Consider the following 18,417-nt stretch of genomic DNA (forward strand, 5'->3'; position numbering starts at 1 on the left):
CCGGTTCAGTTCACGAGCGCGGCGCGCACCGCGCCGGCGAGCCCGCGAAGCGTTGTGTCGCCGACGAAGTCGGCGATCGGGAGCGCCGTTCCCAGCGCCTGATTGACCCGCGTCCGCAGCCGGGACGCCATCAGCGAGTCGAGCCCGATCGCGCGGAGCGGGCGGTCGAGCGGCACCGAACCGGCGCGCATGCCCAGCGACTCGGCGACCTGTGCGGCCAGAAGACCCACGGTGTCCGAGGGGGCGTCCGGCAGCGGCGGACCGGCCGGAGCCGGCGCGGCCGGCAGCGCCGTTCCAATCCCGAGCGTGAACCTCAGGCGCAGCCCGGGAATCTCCGCCACGGTCCGCCCCTCGGCGTCGACCAGGCTGGCGTTCCCGGGCAGCTCGATCACGTTCTCGGGCGCGGCCGTCGGTGCCGCGAACCAGAAGTTCGCCCGCTGCCACGGATACCGCGGCAGCCGCACGCACCGCGTGCCGGCCGGGAACACGCGGTCCCACTCCGCCTCGACGCCGTGCGTGTACAGCGCGCCCAGCCCACGAGCCAGCGACTCCAGCTCGGACTCGTTGCGATACAAGGACGGCACCACGCGAACGCCCGATCCGAGCAGGGCCGTGCGCAGCACCGGATGAGGGCTGATCTCGATGAACACGGCGTCGCCCGTGGCCCGGACCGCCGACGCCAGCCGCACCGGATCGCGGAGGTTGCGTACCCAGTACGCCGCATCGAGCCCGGCGCCGTCCACCACCTCGTCGAGCACCGTCGAGTGGATGGGCACCGAGCCGGCTTGGGGCTTCACGTCGGCGAGTTCGGCCAGCAGCGGCTCGCGCAGCGGGTCGATCTGCGGGCTGTGTGAGGCGAACGTGACGTCGACCAGGCGACAGAACACGCCCTGCCGGTCCAAAGTCTCCTGGATTTCGCGAAGTGCCTCGGGATCACCGGACAGCACCGTGGAGTGCGGGCTGTTCAGCGCCGCGATCGCGACACGGTCGATGTACGGTCCGATCACCTCGGCGGCCTCGGCCTCGGACAGTTCGGCGGTGGCCATGCCGCCCTGGCCGGCGATCTGCTTGCACAGGCGGCTGCGTCGGCAGATCACCGCCGCCGCGTCGGCCAGGCTCAGCGCCCCGGCCACGTACGCCGCCGCCGACTCGCCCATGCTGTGTCCGATCACGACGTCCGGCTCGATGCCCCAGTGCCGCCACTGGGCGGCGATCGACACCTCCATCGCCCACAGCACCGGCTGGATCCGGTCCAGCTCGGTCAGCCAGCCGGTGTCCTCGCCGAGCAGCAGCTCGATCACCGACCACCCGGCCTCGGCCCGCACGGCCTCGTCGCAGGCGGCCAGCTGGTCGGCGAAGACAGGGGAGTTCGCCAGCAGCTCGCGGCCCATGCCGGCCCACTGCGAGCCCTGGCCGGGAAAGACGAACGCGATCCGCGGCCGGTCGGCGGGCGTCGCGTCGGTCGCCGGGAGCGGGCTGTCCAGCTGCTCGGCGAGGTCCTGGCGGCTGCCGCCGCCCACGGCCAGCCGGTACTCCTGCGGCTGCCGGTGCTTCGCCGCCGTGGCACAGATGTCGGCCAGGTTGTCCAGGCCCTCTCCCCGCAGGTAGTCCACATAGGACTTGCGGAGCTGGTCGAGCGCCGGCTCGGTGGCGGCCGACAGCACCAGCGGCAGCGGCCCGGCGGGCTCGACCGAACACGGCCCCTCGACGTGTTCGGTGAGCACGACGTGCGCGTTGGCGCCGGAGATGCCGAACGAGCTGACGCCGGCGACCGCGGCTCGGCCCCGATCGGGCAGCGCCGTGGTCTCCGTCGCAATGGCGACGTTCAGCTCCTCGAACGGGATCGCCGGGTTGGGGCGGTCCAGGTGCAGGCTCGGCGGCACGATCCGGTGTCGCAGCACCAGCGCCGCCTTGATCAGGCCGGCCAGGCCGGCGGCCGCCTCGGCGTGGGCGATGTTGGTCTTCACGGAGCCGACCAGCAGCGGCCGGCCGGCCGGCCGCCCGGCGCCGAGGATCGCGCCCAGGGCGCCGAGTTCCACAGGGTCGCCGACGGAGGTGCCGGTGCCGTGCGCCTCGACGTAGTCCACGGAGGCCGGGTCGATGCCGGCGTCCACGTAGGCGGCGCGCAGCATCTCCTCCTGGCCGCTGAGCGCGGGCGTCATCAGGTAGCCGCTCCCCCGGCCGTCGCCGGTGACGCTGCTGCCGCGAATCACCGCGTACACCGGGTTTCCGTCGGCGAGCGCGGCCGGCAGCGGCTTGAGCGCGATTACCGCGACGCCCTCGCCGCGCACGTAGCCGTCGCCGCCGGCGTCGCCGAACTTGCAGCGGCCGTCCGGCGACAACACGCCGCCCTGGGACAGCGCCACCGTCTCGTGCGGCTGGAGGATCATGTTGACGCCGCCGACCAGCGCGAACTCGGACTCGCCGAGGCGCAGGCTCTGCACGGCGAGGTGCACCGCCACCAGCGACGACGAGCAGGCGGTGTCCAGCGAGACGCTCGGGCCGCGCAGGTCGAGGAAGAACGAGAGCCGGCCGGGCAGCGCCGCGCGGGTGCCGGAGTTCACGCCGGAGTGGATGTCGAGGACGCCGGCCCGGCTCAGCAGGTCCCAGTAGTTGCTCATGGCCTGGCCGACGTAGACGCCGGTGCGGCTGCCGGCCAGGTCGCGCGGCCGGATGCCGGCGTCCTCGATCGCCTCCCAGGCCGTCTCCAGCAGCAGCCGCTGCTGCGGGTCCATGGTTTCCGCCTCGCGCGGGGAGATCCCGAAGAACGCGGCGTCGAATCCCCTGACGTCGTCGAGGAAGCCGCCCCGGCGCGTCGCGGTCTTGCCGGGTGTGCCGGCCTCCGGGTGGTAGACCGCCTCCACGTCGTAGCGGTCCGGCGGCACCTCGCCGACCTGGTCGCGGCCGTCGCGGACCAGCCGCCACAGCTCGTCCGGCCCGGCCGCGCCCGGATACCGGCAGCCGATCCCCACCACGGCGACGGGCACGCGCGGGGTAAGCGCTTTCCCGTGATCAGTCACATCTCCCCCAGTGCCGGTGAATGTACCGCCGACGATAACTCACATGGCGGCGCGTTCCGTGTCGCCTGTTATCTTCCCGACAGGCCGGATCGCCATTTATGAATCGCGTCACCGGCAATTCATCTGTCCGTCACCGTCGAATAGAGGAGCAATGTCGAATTCGCAAGTGGTCGATCGGCTACTCATCACCGAAACCGTCACGCGGATGGGTCGGCACATCGACCGCGCCGATTGGCCCGCGCTGGCCGAGGTGCTGGCGCCGGAGATCGCCCTGGACTACTCCTCGCTCTACGGCGGCGCGCCGCACCGGGTCAGCCGGGACGAGCTCGTCGGCCGGATGACCCGGTTCGTCGCCGCGCTGGACATGGTCCAGCACCTGATCCTGGGCGTGCTGGCCACGGTGGACGGCGACAAGGCGATCGCCGCCGCCAACGTCGTCGCCGTGCACCGCAAGGCCACGCACCTGGGCAATCCGCTCTGGACGGTGGCCGGGACCTACGACTTCGGGCTGGTCCGGACGGGTGACGGCTGGCAGATCGACGCCCTGCGGCTGACGGTGTTGTGGGCCGACGGCAATCAGCACCTGCGCCCCGCGCCGCCCAGTTCGTGACCGCGCACCAACCAACCAACCACCAGCAGCCACCCGCTGGTCACCAAGTCACCGGCAGCGCCCTCAGCCCCCGCACCAACATGCCCGTTTTCCAGGGCAACTCCTCCTCCGGCACCGCCAGCCGAACCGTCGGCAGCCGGCGCAGCAGGGTTCCGATCGCCACCTGGAGCTCGATCCGCGCGAGCTGCGCGGCGATGCAGAAGTGCACGCCGTGACCGAAGGCCAGGTGCGGGTTGCGGCCGCGCGTGACGTCCAGCCGCTCCGGGTCGTCGAAGACCAGTTCATCCCGGTTGGCCGACGCCAGCTGCGGCAGCACGGTCTCGCCCTTGCGCACCAGCACGTCACCGATCCGGATGTCCTCCAGCGCGACTCTCGGCCCGCCGGCGGAGGTCTGGATCGGCACGTACCGCAGCATCTCCTCGACCGCCGACGGCACCAGGCCGGGGTCAGCCAGCAGCAGCTCGCGCTGGTCGGCCCTGGTCAGCAGGGTGTGCGCGAAGTTGCCGATCTGGTTGGCGGTCGACTCGTGCCCGGCGACCAGCAGCGTCACGCCGAAGTTGACCAGCTCGTCGCGTTCCAGCTCCGCCCCTTCGTGATCGACTTGGGCGAGCACGCCGAGCAGGTCGTCGGTCGGCTCGACCCGCCTGACGTCCACCAGCTCGGCGAGGTAGGCCTTGAGCGCCGCGCCGGCGGCCTCGATCTCCTCGGCCGGATACGCGGTGATCGACACCACCCGCTCCGACCAGGCGCGAAAGCGATTGCGGTCCTCGAACGGCACGCCCAGCAGCTCGCAGATCACGGTGATCGGCAGCGGCAGGGCCAGCCCCTCGATCAGCTCGGCCGGCGGGCCGGCGTCGATCAGCCGGTCCAGCAGGTCGTCGACGATGGCCTGCACGCGCGGGCGGAACTCGTCCATGCGACGGCTGGTGAACGCCCGGGCCGCGAGCCGGCGCAGGCGGGTGTGCTCGGGCGGGTCCATGGTCAGGATGGTCTTGGCGCGGGCGATCACCGGCTGCGGCCGCGGAACGTCCGCGCCGAGCACCGCCGCCCGGCTGAACCGCGGGTCGCCGAGGATGGCCCGGACGGTCTCGTGGCCGATCGCCAGCCAGCCGTCGCCGCCGTAGGGCAGTTCGACCCGCAGCAGCGGATCGGTCCGGCGGAGGTCCCGGAATTCGGGGTCGAGGTCGAGGCGGTGGGCGGCGCGGAACGGAAAAGGCCGTGTCATGGCGCCGAGTACATCGGCGCGTCGAATTTCCCGTCAATTCGACTTTCGATACATCAGGTCGCGGTGGGGACCGGTCCGGCCGGCGCGCCGTAGAGGCCGGGACCGGTGACGGCGAGCTCCTCGAGGAATTCCGTGGACGCTCGATAGGAGGACTCGATGAGTTCCGCGGTGTGGCCGAAATCGAGCGGCGTCACCGCCTGCACCGGCGCGCCCGGCAGGTAGACCACGGGCACCTCGGCGGCGGCGAGATCGGCCTCCAGCACGGCCTGGTTGCGCATGCCCAGCGTGGCCCAGAACAACAGCGTCTCCGCGAGCGTGCCGGGGACCTCCGGCAGGTGCCCCGGGAACGTGCAGTCCAGCACCACCAACGACTTCGCACCCATCGCGAGCGCCTGCCGGATCGGCACGTTGGCCAGCACGCCGCCGTCGTAGAGCACCTTGTCCTCGCGGTGCACCGGCGGGTAGATGCCCGGGATCGCCGCCGACGCCACGATCGCCGGCACGAGCTCACCGGACGTCATCAGCACCGGCAGCCCGGTCACGGCGTCCACCGCGACGGCCCCGAACGGCAGCGCCAGCTCGGCGAAGTCCGTCGCGCCGTTCAGGCCTTCGGTCAGCACCTCGACCAAACCGGTGTTGGGGAACAGGTACGTCCGCTCGCGGCGCAGGGTGCGCAGCTGCGCCAGCGGCCCGCCGGGGAACACCCGCGCCCGGGTCATGCCGGCCCACATCTCGGTCAGCCGGTCGGCGGCGTGCCCGGGGTCCAGCGCGACGAGCGAGCCGTTGACCGAGCCGACGGACGTGCCGGTGACCAGGTCGGGCGCGATGCCCCGGTCGGCGAGCGCGCGCAGCATGCCGACCTGGATCGCGCCCAGGCTGCCGCCGCCCCCGAGCACGAAGGCGACCGGGCCGGGCAAGGAGATGGGGTCCACGGCCGCATCGTGCCAGCTCACCCGCTCGGCCGCCGGGAAGACCCGGACAGCGCCCTAACTGGCCGTTGACGAGCACGTATCCGGTCTGTAACGCTGTGAGACCTGTCACGCAAAAACTGAACAGACTGCCGTCAATTCTTCACACTGTGGTGGAAGAACCCGGCCTCCTCGCCTTCCCCTGCACTTCGGACGAGAGGTAGACCAGTCGATGAGCGCACCCCGACCCCTGCGGAGACTGGCAGCGGCGCTGCTCGGTCTCGGCCTGTTAGCGATGGGCGGCCCGGCGCTGGCCGCGAGCGCGCCACCCGCCCCCTCGAAGGCGCCGGCGGTCACGGCCTCGGCCAGCACGGACGCCCCGAGCGCCGGCAAGATCGCCGACGCCGATCGGAACTCGTACTGGCAGAGCTCGGGGGCCGCGTTCCCGCAGTGGGCGCAGCTGGACCTGGGCAGGATCACCCGCTTCGGCGGCGTCGTGATGAAGGTGCCGGCAGGCTGGAGCAGCCGCACGGAAACGCTGGCCGTGCAGGGCAGTGACGACGGCAAGGGCTTCGACACCATCGCCGCGTCCAAGGCGTACACGTTCGATCCCAAGTCCGACAACACCGTCCGGGTCAACTTCGGGACCACGCTGTCCCGGTACGTACGCGTCGAGATCACCGGCAACTCCGCCGGCTCGCAGGCCCAGCTGTCCGACCTCGAGGTCGTGCCGGCCACGGTCGACGCCACCAACCTGGCTCTGGGCAAGACGATGAGCGCCAGCGGCTCGCAGGGCGGGTACCCACCGAGCAACGCCAACGACGGCAACCAGGGCAGCTACTGGGAGAGCGCCAACAACGCGTTCCCGCAGTGGTTGCAGGTCGACCTCGGGGCGTCGGTCAGCAGCACGCAGATCGTGCTCAAGCTGCCCACCGCGAACTGGGGCGCCCGCACACAGACCTTATCCGTGCAGGGCAGCACCGACGGCGGCAACTTCTCGCAGATCGTCGCGTCCGCCGGCTACACCTTCGACCCGGCGTCGAACAACACCGTGACGATCAACTACTCCCCCGTCACCACCCGGTACCTGCGGCTGAACTTCACCGGCAACACCGGGTGGCCCGCCGGCCAGGTGTCGGAGTTCGAGGTCTACGGACCGGCCAGCGGCGACACCACGCCGCCCAGCGCGCCGACCAACCTCGCGTTCACGCAGCCGGCCTCCGGCCAGATCAACCTCACCTGGAGCGCCTCGACGGACAACGTCGGCGTCACCGGCTACGACGTCTACGCCAACAACTCGTTGCGCACCACCGTTTCCGGCAGCACGCTGAGCTACACCGACAGCCAGCCGGACACCGCCACCGTCACGTACTTCGTGCGGGCGCACGACGCGGCCGGCAACCAGTCCGGCAACAGCAACAGCGTCACCCGCACCGGCAGCGGCGGCGGCAACCCCGGCACGAACCTGGCCGTGGGCAAGCCGATCAGCGCTTCCTCGACGCAGCTGAACTTCGTCGCCACCAACGCGAACGACAACGACGTCACCACCTACTGGGAGGGCGCCGGCGGCACCTATCCGCAGACGCTGACCACGCAGCTGGGATCCAACGCCGACACCAGTTCCGTGGTGGTGAAGCTGAACCCGGCCAGCATCTGGGGTCCGCGCACGCAGACCATCGAGGTGCTGGGCCGCGAGCAGAGCGCCACCGGGTTCACGAGTCTCGTGGCCCCGACGACGTACTCGTTCGACCCGGCCACCGGAAACACGGTCACCATCCCGGTGTCCGCGCGGGTCGCCGACGTGCAGCTGAAGTTCACCGCCAACTCCGGGGCCGGCGGGGGCCAGGCCGCCGAGTTCCAGGTGATCGGCGTGCCGGCGCCCAACCCGGACCTGACGATCACCGGGTCCTCGTGGACGCCCGCGTCGCCGGTGGAGACGGACTCCATCACCGCCAGCGCCACCGTGAAGAACATCGGCACGCTGTCCGCCGGCGCCACCGACGTGAACTTCTACCTGGGCACCACCAAGGTCGGCACCGCGCAGGTCGGCGCACTGGCCGCCGGCGCGTCCAGCACCGTGTCGGCGTCGATCGGCACCCAGGTGGCCGGCTCGTACCAGCTGACCGCCAAGGTGGACGAGTCCAACAAGGTCATCGAGCAGAGCGAGAGCAACAACTCCTACACCAACCCGACCGCGCTCGTCGTGACGCCGGTGCAGAGCAGCGACCTGGTCGCCACCACGAACTGGACGCCGAGCAACCCGTCCGCGGGCAACCCGGTGCAGTTCTCGGTGACGCTGAAGAACCAGGGCACGATCGCCTCGGCGAGCGGCTCGCACGGCATCACCGTGAAGGTCGCGGACGCCTCCAGCGGGGCGACCGTGGCGACACTGACCGGCTCGTACAGCGGCGTGATCAACGCCGGGGCCACGGCCAGCCCGGTGAACGTGGGCAGCTGGACCGCGGCCAACGGCAACTACACGGTCACCACCACGGTGGCCAACGACGCCAACGAGCTGCCGGTCAAGCAGGGCAACAACACCAGCACCTCCAACCTGTTCGTCGGGCGCGGCGCGAACATGCCGTACGACTCGTACGAGGCGGAGAGCGGCGTGCTGGCCGGCGGCGCGGCGATCGTCGGTCCCAACAGGACGATCGGCGACCTCGCCGGCGAGGCGTCCGGCCGGCAGGCCGTCACGCTGAACCAGACCGGGGCGTCGGTGGAGTTCACCACCCGCGAGGCGACCAACACGCTGGTCACCCGCTTCTCCATCCCCGACGGCACGTCGTCCACTTTGGACATCTACGTGGACGGCACGCTGCTCAAGCCGATCAGCCTCACCTCGCAGTACGCGTGGCTGTACGGCGCGGAGGCCTCGCCGGGCAACGACCCGGGCGCCGGCTCCCCGCGGCACATCTACGACGAGGCGAACATCCTGCTCGGCACCACCGTGCCGGCCGGCCACAAGATCAGGTTGCAGAAGGACGCCTCGAACAGCGGCGCCTTCGCGATCGACTTCGTCAACCTGGAACTGGCCACCGCGCAGGCCAACCCGGACCCGGCGCACTACGCCGTGCCGGCCGGCTTCACCCAGCAGGACGTGCAGAACGCGTTCGACACCGTGCGGCAGAGCAGCACGCTGACCGGCGTCTACCTGCCGGCCGGCGACTACCAGGTCAGCTCGAAGATGACGGTGTACGGCAAGGCGATCACCGTCGTCGGCGCGGGCCCCTGGTTCACCCGGTTCGACGCGCCGAGCGGGCAGACCAACACCGACATCGGCATCGACATCCAGAGCAGCGCCAACGGGTCCAAGCTGTCCGGCTTCGCCTACTTCGGCAACTACACCAGCCGGCAGGACGGCCCGGGCAAGGTGTTCAACCTGACCAACGTCTCGAACATCACCTTGGACAACATCTGGGTCGAGCACATGATGTGCATGTTCTGGGGCCAGAACGTGCAGAGCGTCACGATCAGCAACTCCCGGATCCGCGACACCTTCGCCGACGGCGTCAACATGACCAACGGCAGCTCCAACAACCACATCGTCAACGACGAGGCCCGGGCCACCGGCGACGACAGCTTCGCCATGTTCGCCGCCACGGACGCCGGCGGCGGCAACGAGACCGGCAACGTGTTCGAGAACCTCACCGCGATCCTCACGTGGCGGGCCGCCGGCTTCGCCGTGTACGGCGGCGAGGACAACACGTTCCGCAACCTCTACGTCGCCGACATGCTGACCTACGCCGGCATCACGGTCAGCTCGCTGAACTTCGGCTACCCGATGCGGGACTTCGGGCCGGATCCGACCACCATCCAGAACGTGTCGATCGTGCGGGCCGGCGGCCACTTCTGGGGCGCGCAGACCTTCCCGGGGATCTGGATGTTCTCGGCCAACCAGAAGTTCCAGGGCATCCGGGTCAGCGACGTCGACATCGTCAATCCCACCTACAGCGGCATCATGTTCCAGACCGACTACGTCGGCGGGGCGCCGCTGAACCCGATCACCGACACCGTGCTGACCAACGTGTCCATCAGCGGCGCGCAGCAGAGCGGTGACGCCTACAACGCCAAGTCCGGCTTCGGCATCTGGGCCAACGAGCTGCCGGAGGCGGGCCAGGGCCCGGCCGTCGGCTCCGCGACCTTCACCAACCTGAAGCTCTCCAACAACTTCCAGGACATCAAGAACACGACCAGCACCTTCACCATCACCCGCAACTGACACACCCCCCGTGAGTCGCGCTCTCAGGCACACCGAATGCGCGTCTCAGGCACCTCTTCACGCAGGGAAGGACGCCTTACCCTCGCTCAACGCGGGTAAGGCGTCCTTCCCTGCATCCGGGTTCAGGCCGAGCGGGACGCGGATCTCGGTCAGGCCGGCGTCGGTCTCGGACCAGGTGAGCCGGACCAGCGCGGTCTCGCCGTCCACTTCGAGCACGTCGCAGGTCACGGCGGTGGGCGTCGGGTAAGGACTGTCGGGGGCGAGGTCCCCGGCGAAGATCACGCACTTGTCGGTGATCTCGTGCCGCTCGTCGTCGCCGAACCGCACCAGCACAATGCCGGGGAACGGCTCGTCGTCGACCCAGCGCACGGCGGTCGCCGGGATGTCGCGGCGGCCACCCGACCATGGAACGTCCTGCATGCCACTCAGTGTGGCGACCGGCGGCGCGGACTTCGCCCGGTTTTCTGCCCGAAACCTACATTCGGTGTGTCCAAGGGCGAACCCTCATTTGGTGAGCTACCGTCGATGACATGACACCCAAACGGAACGTTAGCGCAGGTCAGGACGCTGCACGACCGGTCACATTGGACTCCTATGGGCGGCTGTCCCGGGTCCCGGAGACCGGTGAGCTGGAGAAGATCGACGTCCAGTGGGCCGACAACCGCAAGGTGGTCGAGCGGGTCGGTGCACGGCTGGGCCAGGAGCTTCAAGACGGGCTGTCGGCGTGGAAGCGCGGTGTGCGCCGGCCCGGCTGGGAAGCGTTGTTGGAACGGGTCGAGTCCGGTGTGGTGGACGGGGTCGTGGTCTGGCACACCGACCGACTGTTCCGGCAGCCCCGCGACCTGGAAAAGCTGATCGAGCTGGGTGAACGCGGGTTCAAGGTCTACTCCGCGCACGGCACGCGGGACCTGTCCGACCCTGACGATCGGTTCATTCTGCGGATCGAGGTCGCCCACGCGGCCCGCTCGTCGGATGACACCGCGCGGCGGATCAAACGCCGGTTCGCCACGTTCCGGGAGCAGGGCAAGGGCACTGGCGGGCCGCGCCGGTTCGGGTTCCCCGGCAAGGACCTGACCTGGACGCCCGGACCCGGCCAGACCAAAGACGATCAGCCGTTGGTGTCGGCGGATCAGGTGGCGCGGGAGCGCCAGGCGATCCGGGACGCCGCTGAGGCGGTGCTGACCGGGGTGTCCATGTGCGAGATCGCGCGCCAGTGGAACGCGGCCGGGCTGCGGACGGCGGCCGGGCGGAACTGGGTGCAGGTCACCGTCCGGGACACGCTCAAGCGGCCGACGTTGGCCGGGGTGATCGAGCACGAGGGCAAGCCGGTCGGTCGCCTGCCGGGTGAGCCGATCCTGTCGCAGCGCACGTTTGACCGGGTGCGGGCGTTGATTGCCGGGCGCAAGCGCGGCCGGGTGGCGGGGGAACGCTACGTCGGCACGGGGTTGCTGCGGTGCGGCAAGTGCTTCCACAAGTTGTCCGCGCACGTGCAGACCGGCAAGACCTACAAGGATGGTACGAAGCGGTTCGATTACTTCTGCTGCAAACAGCACCGGGGATGCGGCGGGGTCTATGCCGACGGCGGTTCGGTGGACCGGGAGTTGCGGACGTTCACGATCAACCGGCTGTCCGATGACCGGCACGCGGCGGCGATCGCGGCGGCCCGCGCCCGGGTGGCCGATCGGCTGGCCGAGGTCAACGACGAGATCGACGATATCGAGCGGCTGCACCAGGCGTTGTCGGCGCGGTTGGGGGCGCGGCAGATGACGTTGGACGCGTTCGATGCCGCCAACGAACCGTTGGTGGCCGATCTGGCGCGGTTGACGGCCGAGCGCGAGGCGTTGTCGGGCGGCAACGCCGACGGCCCGACGCAGGCGCAGAGCCCGGAGGAGGTGGCGCGGCAGTGGGATGCCGGCGGGTTCGCCGAGAAACGGTCGTTGTTGACGCAGGCGTTGGGGCGCAACTGGATGATGGTCGAGCCGTTCACTCAGTCCGGTCGCAAGAGGTTCAACCCGCGCCGGGTGCACCCGGTCAAGCCCAAGAGCGCGGCGGAGGTGGCCGCGCGGGCGGCGGAGGTAGCGGCGGAGATGGCGGCGCGGGCGGCGGCCCAGTGACCCCGTTGCCGCCCGATGTGGTGCGCGTAGACGTGAGGGTGCTCCCAGCTGTCACACGACGGCGGGGAGCACCCTCACGTGTGGGTGCGGCGCGGGTCAGGCGGCGCGCGGCACCGGTGGTTGTTCGGTGGGCGGATCTTGGCCGGGGCGTTGGGCGCATTGCCGGTCGATCCGGCGCAGCACTGTGGCTACGGCGTGGATCTGGTCGGCGGTCATCGGCGGCATGGCCGCGCAGATCAGGCCCCAGTACTGCTGTGAGTCATCCGCGCCGGGCGGCGCGAACAACTGCTCTGGGCGGACGTTGACCGCCCCGGCGAGCCGGGTGAGCGTGTCGGCGTCCGGTGTGGCGCTGCCCTCCTCGTAGGCGGCGATCGTGTCGGTGTCCAGCCCGGTCCGGGCGGCCAAGGTCGCCGGGGTGTAGCCGAACAGTTCCCGGTAGGCGGCCAGTCGTCCGGGCGAGAACACGTCGGGTTCGGGCTGTGTGGGCGTGTCCTGACCGGGGTCGGGTAGGGCGGTGAGGTGACGTCGGGCGGTGGGCTCACGGCGTAGGCGACTGGGTGTCTGGTGGCGTTGTGGGCGGGATGGCACGGCGGTTCCCCCTCTCTCGTGGTGGATGGGTGTGGCGGGTGTTGCGGGTGGCGTGGTGTGTGTTCTTGGCGGCTCCTTCTCTGCCGCTGGCTGGCCGTCAGGCGGCGCGGCGGAGCGCGGCTGGTTGGGGTAGGTCGATCAGGCGGTATCGGGTGCGGGTGCCGGCCAGCAGCCACACCGCGTCGGCCGGGCTGTCCGCGTGGAGGTCGTCCATGGCGGCGGTGGCCACGGTAAGCGCGCCGAGCGCAGCCGGTTGCGCGGACATCATGCGGTGGAAGTTGTTGTGCCGTGTCACGCCTGGTAGCACGAACAGAATCGGGTGACTCACGTCCGCCGACGCCAGATCACGATATCCACCGAGCTTATTGAGCACCGTTTCCAGCTTTTCCGTGCCCGTGTCATATTCAAGGAAAAGCCCTGTTGAGCGGCCGCTGTCGACCCATTTTCCGTAGCCGTCCGGCCGGACGATTCGCGCACACGCCTCGGTAATGGCGCACTCGTTCCACCATTCCACCAACTCGCATCCTTCTTTATTTCTGGCGTGTTCCGTGAGTGCGACAAAGAAGTCATTGACGCCAAGGAGGTGATTCAGGCGCGGATTCTGGGCGAGCTTCAGCACCTTTTCTTGTGTTTTCGCCGCCGTGGGCAATGTGTCGCCGTGGGTGGCGGCGTGGATCATCGCGCCCAGCGTGCCCAGGGTGTAGCGCCAGGACTGAGAGCCGGGCCGCACGCAGGTACGGAACCGGGCGAGCACGCCGCGCTCGGTGAGCCGGACCAGCCGCTTGCGCGCGGTGTTGTCGTGCGCGAAGAACAGGCGCGCGATCTGCCCGGCCGTCAGCGCCCGGTGATCGGCCAGCAGGGCGATCAGCTCCCGGTCTCGGCCGGTGAGTTGCTGCCCGGCGGCGATCGCGTCAGCGACGCTGCCGGGCAGCGCACGAACGGCCGAGTGGGTGGCTATATGAGCCAGTCGGAGTTGCGACATCAGTCCTCCCAATCCCGGTCTACCTGCGGTTTCGCAGGCCACGGCGTCCCGGTCGGCTGCCCCGCTCCTAGGCGGGGTAGTGAACGGGGTACTGAGTGGGGTAGTGACTGGGGCGGTGAATCACTCGGCTGTGTCGGCACTGTTGGGCCGGCAGGGTCTGCCGGGTTCGGGGTGCCGGGACGCACCTGCGGCGCCCCGGGGGCGGTGGCCAGGCGTTGCCGCTTCTCGGCGTCAGTCCGGTCGGCCACTGGCAAACCGATGCGGGCCCGCGCGGCGGCCCGCAACGCCTCCGCCCGGCCCGGTATCGCCGGCGGCAGCGGCTCCGAGGCCACAGTGAACGGGGCCGCGTCGTGTCCGTGGTGCACGATCCGGGCCACGACCTCGAACGCGCCGCGCCGGCACAGATCGGTGTCGGTGAAATACGGTGTCACGTGCCGGACCAGCTTCGCGGCGTCGTCCGGGGACACCGTGAAAAATATCTTGTTCCGGGCGTTCGCGTTCACCGCTTCCCGCACCTCGGCCGGCAGTTGCGCCAAATGCTGATGCGCCAACACCAACGAAATACGGTAACCGCGGGCCTCGGCCAAGGTGTCGTCGACACCGATCGGCAAGTGCAGAAAATTGTGACACTCGTCCACCACAATGGTGGCGTCCCGTCGATCATCCGGCGGCAACGCGGAGCGGCGTATTGCGTGCGACCACAATCCGGCCAGCAGCAGCGAACCGACCATTTGGGCGGTGTTCTCCCCGATCTCGCCTTTCGCGAGCCGGGCGATGAGGATGCCGCCGTCCAACACGTCGGTCAGGTTGATCGTCGAGCGGGCCGCGCCGAGCAGGTCCCGGGCGAACCGCCGCGAGAGCACCCCGCGCAGCCGGGACAGGATCGGTCCGCACAACTGGGCGCGCTGCCCGACCGACAGTTGGTCGAAGCCGTCCCAGAACCCGTCCAACCCGTCCGGCTCCCCGTAGTGTGCGAGCAGGTCCCGGCGATACTGCGGGCGGGTCAGGATGGGGATCACGTCGGCCAGCGTGGAGCCTGGCCGCCGCGCCAGTGTGAGGCAGACCGCGCGCATCACGTCGTCCATCCGCGGTCCCCACCACTGGTGGTAGAGCTGCCGGAACACCCCGACCACGTTCTCGGCCGCCCACTCCCGCCCGGCGTTGGCGGTGGCCGCGCCGGGCGCGGGGGCGAGCACGTTCCACGCCGCAGGCGCGTCGGTTTCGGCCGGGTCGAGGATGATCAGGCGGTCCCCGCAGCGGGCCGGGAGGCGGTCGAGCACGTTGCGGGCGAGGTCGCCTTGGCAGTCCAGCAGCGCGACACCGCGCCCGGCGGCGGCTTCGTCGAGCACGTGGTTGGCCAGCCAGGTGGATTTGCCGGAGCCGGTCACGCCTTGCACGTGCAGGTGGTGGCGGGCGTCGGCGACTGCCAGCCCGATTCCCTCGCCCCGGTCGTCGATGGTGACGCCGAGTGGCTTGGGGTGGCGGCGGGCCGGGTGCTCGGCGGGGGTGAGCCGTAGCCGACGCGGCCCCCGCTGCTGGGGCTGCTGCTGTGCGTGGGTTCGATCGGCGTGGTGGGTTGGTCCGGTGTCGGATCGACTGGTGTCAGGCTGCCTCATCGCGGGTGTCCTTTCCCTTGCGGCGGTTGGGGTTGTCCCCATTCCTGTGGATGCGCTTGTGGACAGTGCGGCGGACGCGGGGCAGGTCTCGGGCCGCCGGGCGGATGCGCGCGGTGGTGTCGGTCATGCCGTACTCGCTGGGGGTGGCGGGCAGGTGCCACAGCGCGGCCAGTTCGCCCACGGTGGCGACGATGCTGTACCGGGTGCGGGTCGGGCGGCGGCCGTCCAGCCGGGCCGAGGCGTTTCCGGTGGTGTGCACGCGCACCGACGCCAGTGGGGCCGTCAGGTCGAACCCGCCTACCAGCGTGGTCAACGCCCGGTTGTGGGTGTCCCGGGTGCCCGGCCCGGCGTAGCCGACGCGCAGTGTGGCCCGTAGGTGCGGGCCGTGGCCCTGCTTGACCGCGATTGTCTTGCGGCGTGCTTCGGTCGCCGGGTCTTGCCCGGCCTGGTCGGCACCGCGCGGGCGGACCGTCGGCGCGGTGGCAGTGCTGGTCGGCCCGGGCAGGAACAGGTCCATTCCGGCGACGAACAGGCGTAGCGGCAGGGTGATCAGCCACAGCAGGCCGCGCGCCCACCACGACCGGCCACCCGTGCGCACGGTGGCGCGTTCGGGGGTGACGATCAGTTGCACGCACGCCCGCTCACCCGGGCCGAGGCGTGATAGCGCTGAGAGCACCGCGCGCAACGAGTCCGCCTCACCCGTGTCGACGGGCCGGGCCAGCCGGGCGGTGTCGACCAGAGGAACCCAGGGGCCGCCCTGTGGGTGGACTTCCGCCGCCGACACCCGGACACCGGGCGGCACAATCCACTGTGGAGCGCCTGCGTGGGTATGGGCCCGCGCGCCAGGCCAGACGTGGGTGACAGCGTCCGCGATCGGCTCCGCAGGCAGCGCCGGCGGGACCCAGATCCCGGCCCGCACCCGTCCGGCGTCGGAGGTGAACTCGATCGCGAGCTGCCGGGGCGCCAGGCCCCGGCGCCGGGTGCGGTGCAGCGTCCCGACAATGTTGTGCCACAACGCATGCGCGCCGTCACGCGGCATCGACGCGGGCGGGATGATCTCCACCCACCGCGCCGATTCCACCGCCTCACGCCGGGCGCGGGCGACCGCGACCGCCAGCACCGCGCCGACCGTCAGCGCGAGCACGGCGGCTACCACGAGAAGCGGCCACCACGCCTGCACCCAGCGGGATAGGGTGAACGACAGCCACGACAGGAACGTGTTGGTAGTGCCGGCCGGGTCGCAGGCGAACGTGGTCACCGGAGAACCCGTCGCACAGGACGGCGGTGACGCGTGGACCGGCAGCGCCGCTGCCGCCATCATTGTGATAAAGTGCTTGCGTAGCATGAGAAAACTCCTTTCGGTTGGGTTTGATGCGTGGCGCAGTTCTCGCCGTGGTGCAGGCAGCCTGTTGTCTCGGCCTTCCACCACGCGCGTGTTTCCAGTCGCTGTTCAGTTGGCGACCGTCTGTCTCACTGGGACGGTCGGTGTGTCATCGAGGCTTGTGCCGCTCCTTTCTCGAATCTGTGACGGTGTCCGTGACGTGTCTCGGTCATCCTCGGTGGTCTCGGGGTGTCATGCGGCGGCAAGGCCCGGGTCGTCTGGTTCGGTGACGGCCGGGAATTCCCGTGCGCTGTCTCGGTTGTCCGGCGGTGATGTGCTGCCGGCGGGCGTTCGGATGGTTGTCTCGGTCGTCTCGCCCGACGACGCGGAAACCAGCGTTGCCGGTCCCGTGGTGATCAATTCCGCGGTGCTGTTGTCGTCCACTGTGGGACCGTCGTGGTTCGCGGGGGTGGGGATGCGGCCGGTGCGACGCCATCGCGCCAGCACGGCGCGGCCGTAGTCGCGGGTGCCCGCGATCCGGTCCAACTCCGCTCCCGTGAGCACCCGGCCCGCCGCGCGGGCGGACCGGTAGTGCTCCCACATCACTCGTTGCGCCTGCCCCCACGGGGCCTGACGGCCGGGGGTGGTGGTCTCGTTCTCGGCTGGTGTCTCGTTCACAGTTAGTAAGTCCGTCTCGCGGGGCTGTTTCAGACAACCGAGACGAAGATTTTTTGTCTCGTCGGCCGTGACAGCGGTCATTGTCTCGGCGTGACTGTCCCGGCCGGTGGAGTAGATGAGGATCTCCACCGCCAGCAGCAACGCGACCGGCGGCCAGCCGGCCACCAGCACGCCGGCCCAGTCGAAGCGGTCGGCCGCCGCGACGTTCGCGGCCAGCGAGACCGCCACGCCCGTGGTGAACGCCACCCGCACCACCGCCCGGACCCAGGGCCGTGCCCGGCGCAGCGCCGGGTCCAGCAGCGTCAGACTCGCCAGCACCAACAGCCCGTCCACCGATAGCGGCCACACCACCGCCGGCACACCCCGCGCGCCGTTGCCGGAGGCGAAGGCCCACTGGTGGTCGTAGGAGGCGTACGCGGCCACAGCGGCGACCACACCGGCCGCGCCGCCTTGCAGCCATCGCCGCCACCACACGCCACTGTGACGGCCGGTCCGGTCAGGGTGAGGGTGAGGGACTGTCGGTGGACTGGTCACCCGATCACCCCGGCGGCCTCGCCTGCCACCCTGCATTGCGTGACGCGAATCGTGACGTCCTCGGCGGCCTCTGCCCATACCGCGCGTTCGGAGGCCAGGTGTCCGGCGCAGACCCGGCGACGGTGCCCGGACGGGTAGTCGATCACCGCGACGCGCGGTTGGTCGCAGTGCCGCCGTTGCCGCTTGGCGTACTGGTATCCCTGGCACTTCGCCACGCGGCACCGCCACCCGCCGTATCGCCACTCCAGGGTGTCCCCGTGTCGCCGGCAGCCGCGCACCGGCATCGAGCACCGCCGCGTGTCGCCCGCGAGCGTGGCCTCCTCGACCCGGACGGTCCACCGTCGCTCCGGGGAGCGTTCCTCGTAGGGCACGGGCATCAGCAGTGCCGCCACGTCGACGGGCGCGCCGTGCGCGATCAGCGACTCCGCCAGCCGATACCCGGTCTCCCGGGCCCGCAGCCGTTCGGCCCGCCGGATCTCGGCCGGCATGTGGTCTTCTGGCGCGAACCCGGACGGCCATGCCGCGTCCCGCCGCACATCAAACTCGGTATACGTGCGCTTGATCATGATCAGTCTCCTGTCTCGTCGTTTCTCGTCGCT

Annotated in this window: 13 protein-coding genes; 3 read left to right on the forward strand and 10 right to left on the reverse strand. The window is 70.4% G+C overall.

The annotated features are described in order from the left end of the window. Nucleotides 1-5: 5 nt before the first annotated feature. Nucleotides 6-2,987, reverse strand: a complete 2,982-nt coding sequence (locus tag BCF44_RS15860; protein WP_170217554.1) for a type I polyketide synthase — start codon at nucleotides 2,985-2,987, stop codon at nucleotides 6-8. Between the two features lie 184 nt (nucleotides 2,988-3,171). On the opposite strand from BCF44_RS15860, the gene BCF44_RS15865 reads away from it, so the two are divergent. After that, entirely contained in the window at nucleotides 3,172-3,630 is a 459-nt protein-coding gene (locus BCF44_RS15865; RefSeq protein WP_170217555.1) for a nuclear transport factor 2 family protein, read from the forward strand. 40 nt (nucleotides 3,631-3,670) lie between these two features. Here the strand turns inward: BCF44_RS15865 and BCF44_RS15870 are convergent, their stop codons facing one another. Then, nucleotides 3,671-4,855, reverse strand: coding sequence for a cytochrome P450 (locus BCF44_RS15870; protein WP_116175063.1), 1,185 nt, complete (start codon nucleotides 4,853-4,855; stop codon nucleotides 3,671-3,673). A 53-nt stretch (nucleotides 4,856-4,908) separates the two neighbouring features. Further along, nucleotides 4,909-5,787 (reverse strand): patatin-like phospholipase family protein, encoded by an 879-nt coding sequence (locus BCF44_RS15875; protein WP_116175470.1) that lies wholly within the window; start codon nucleotides 5,785-5,787, stop codon nucleotides 4,909-4,911. 208 nt (nucleotides 5,788-5,995) lie between these two features. Here BCF44_RS15875 and BCF44_RS15880 point away from each other — a divergent pair, with 208 nt between their 5' ends. Continuing rightward, a complete protein-coding gene (locus tag BCF44_RS15880; protein ID WP_116175064.1) occupies nucleotides 5,996-9,985 on the forward strand; it encodes a discoidin domain-containing protein in 3,990 nt (1,329 codons plus the stop codon). Between the two features lie 57 nt (nucleotides 9,986-10,042). Here BCF44_RS15880 and BCF44_RS15885 read toward each other — a convergent pair whose 3' ends face one another. Continuing rightward, nucleotides 10,043-10,405 carry a hypothetical protein gene (locus BCF44_RS15885; RefSeq protein ID WP_116175065.1) on the reverse strand — a complete coding sequence of 121 codons (363 nt, stop codon included), beginning with the start codon at nucleotides 10,403-10,405 and terminating at the stop codon, nucleotides 10,043-10,045. A gap of 110 nt (nucleotides 10,406-10,515) precedes the next feature. On the opposite strand from BCF44_RS15885, the gene BCF44_RS15890 reads away from it, so the two are divergent. After that, entirely contained in the window at nucleotides 10,516-12,099 is a 1,584-nt protein-coding gene (locus BCF44_RS15890; protein ID WP_116175066.1) for a recombinase family protein, read from the forward strand. A 96-nt stretch (nucleotides 12,100-12,195) separates the two neighbouring features. Here BCF44_RS15890 and BCF44_RS15895 read toward each other — a convergent pair whose 3' ends face one another. The 6 genes from BCF44_RS15895 to BCF44_RS55490 form a co-directional block, all read right to left on the reverse strand. Beyond that, on the reverse strand, nucleotides 12,196-12,564 hold the full coding sequence (locus BCF44_RS15895) for a helix-turn-helix domain-containing protein (protein ID WP_170217556.1): 369 nt from the start codon (nucleotides 12,562-12,564) through the stop codon (nucleotides 12,196-12,198). Nucleotides 12,565-12,784: 220 nt separating this feature from the next. Then, nucleotides 12,785-13,669: a replication-relaxation family protein gene (locus BCF44_RS15900; RefSeq protein ID WP_116175068.1), complete on the reverse strand. Its 885-nt coding sequence runs from the start codon at nucleotides 13,667-13,669 to the stop codon at nucleotides 12,785-12,787. Further along, the gene (locus tag BCF44_RS15905) at nucleotides 13,669-15,285 is read right to left on the reverse strand and encodes a type IV secretory system conjugative DNA transfer family protein (protein ID WP_170217557.1); all 1,617 of its coding nucleotides are present in this window, start codon (nucleotides 15,283-15,285) and stop codon (nucleotides 13,669-13,671) included. Before BCF44_RS15905 ends, BCF44_RS15900 begins: the two co-directional genes overlap by 1 nt. Further along, a complete protein-coding gene (locus BCF44_RS15910) occupies nucleotides 15,272-16,543 on the reverse strand; it encodes a hypothetical protein (RefSeq protein WP_147328501.1) in 1,272 nt (423 codons plus the stop codon). Before BCF44_RS15910 ends, BCF44_RS15905 begins: the two co-directional genes overlap by 14 nt. 315 nt (nucleotides 16,544-16,858) lie before the next feature. Further along, entirely contained in the window at nucleotides 16,859-17,719 is an 861-nt protein-coding gene (locus tag BCF44_RS55485; RefSeq protein ID WP_170217558.1) for a DUF2637 domain-containing protein, read from the reverse strand. Between the two features lie 95 nt (nucleotides 17,720-17,814). Further along, a complete protein-coding gene (locus tag BCF44_RS55490; RefSeq protein ID WP_170217559.1) occupies nucleotides 17,815-18,384 on the reverse strand; it encodes a hypothetical protein in 570 nt (189 codons plus the stop codon). Nucleotides 18,385-18,417: the final 33 nt, after the last annotated feature.

The sequence above is a fragment of the Kutzneria buriramensis genome (assembly GCF_003387475.1).
GTDB classification, from domain to species: domain Bacteria; phylum Actinomycetota; class Actinomycetes; order Mycobacteriales; family Pseudonocardiaceae; genus Kutzneria; species Kutzneria buriramensis.

What these genes read in the sequence shown, in the direction of transcription:
- BCF44_RS15905 (WP_170217557.1), bottom strand. Translation starts at nt 15,285, where the DNA reads ATGAGGCAGCCTGACACCAGTCGATCCGACACCGGACCAACCCACCAC.
- BCF44_RS15900 (WP_116175068.1), bottom strand. Translation starts at nt 13,669, where the DNA reads ATGTCGCAACTCCGACTGGCTCATATAGCCACCCACTCGGCCGTTCGT.
- BCF44_RS15880 (WP_116175064.1), top strand. Translation starts at nt 5,996, where the DNA reads ATGAGCGCACCCCGACCCCTGCGGAGACTGGCAGCGGCGCTGCTCGGT.
- BCF44_RS15865 (WP_170217555.1), top strand. Translation starts at nt 3,172, where the DNA reads ATGTCGAATTCGCAAGTGGTCGATCGGCTACTCATCACCGAAACCGTC.
- BCF44_RS15870 (WP_116175063.1), bottom strand. Translation starts at nt 4,855, where the DNA reads ATGACACGGCCTTTTCCGTTCCGCGCCGCCCACCGCCTCGACCTCGAC.
- BCF44_RS15890 (WP_116175066.1), top strand. Translation starts at nt 10,516, where the DNA reads ATGACACCCAAACGGAACGTTAGCGCAGGTCAGGACGCTGCACGACCG.
- BCF44_RS15885 (WP_116175065.1), bottom strand. Translation starts at nt 10,405, where the DNA reads ATGCAGGACGTTCCATGGTCGGGTGGCCGCCGCGACATCCCGGCGACC.
- BCF44_RS55490 (WP_170217559.1), bottom strand. Translation starts at nt 18,384, where the DNA reads ATGATCAAGCGCACGTATACCGAGTTTGATGTGCGGCGGGACGCGGCA.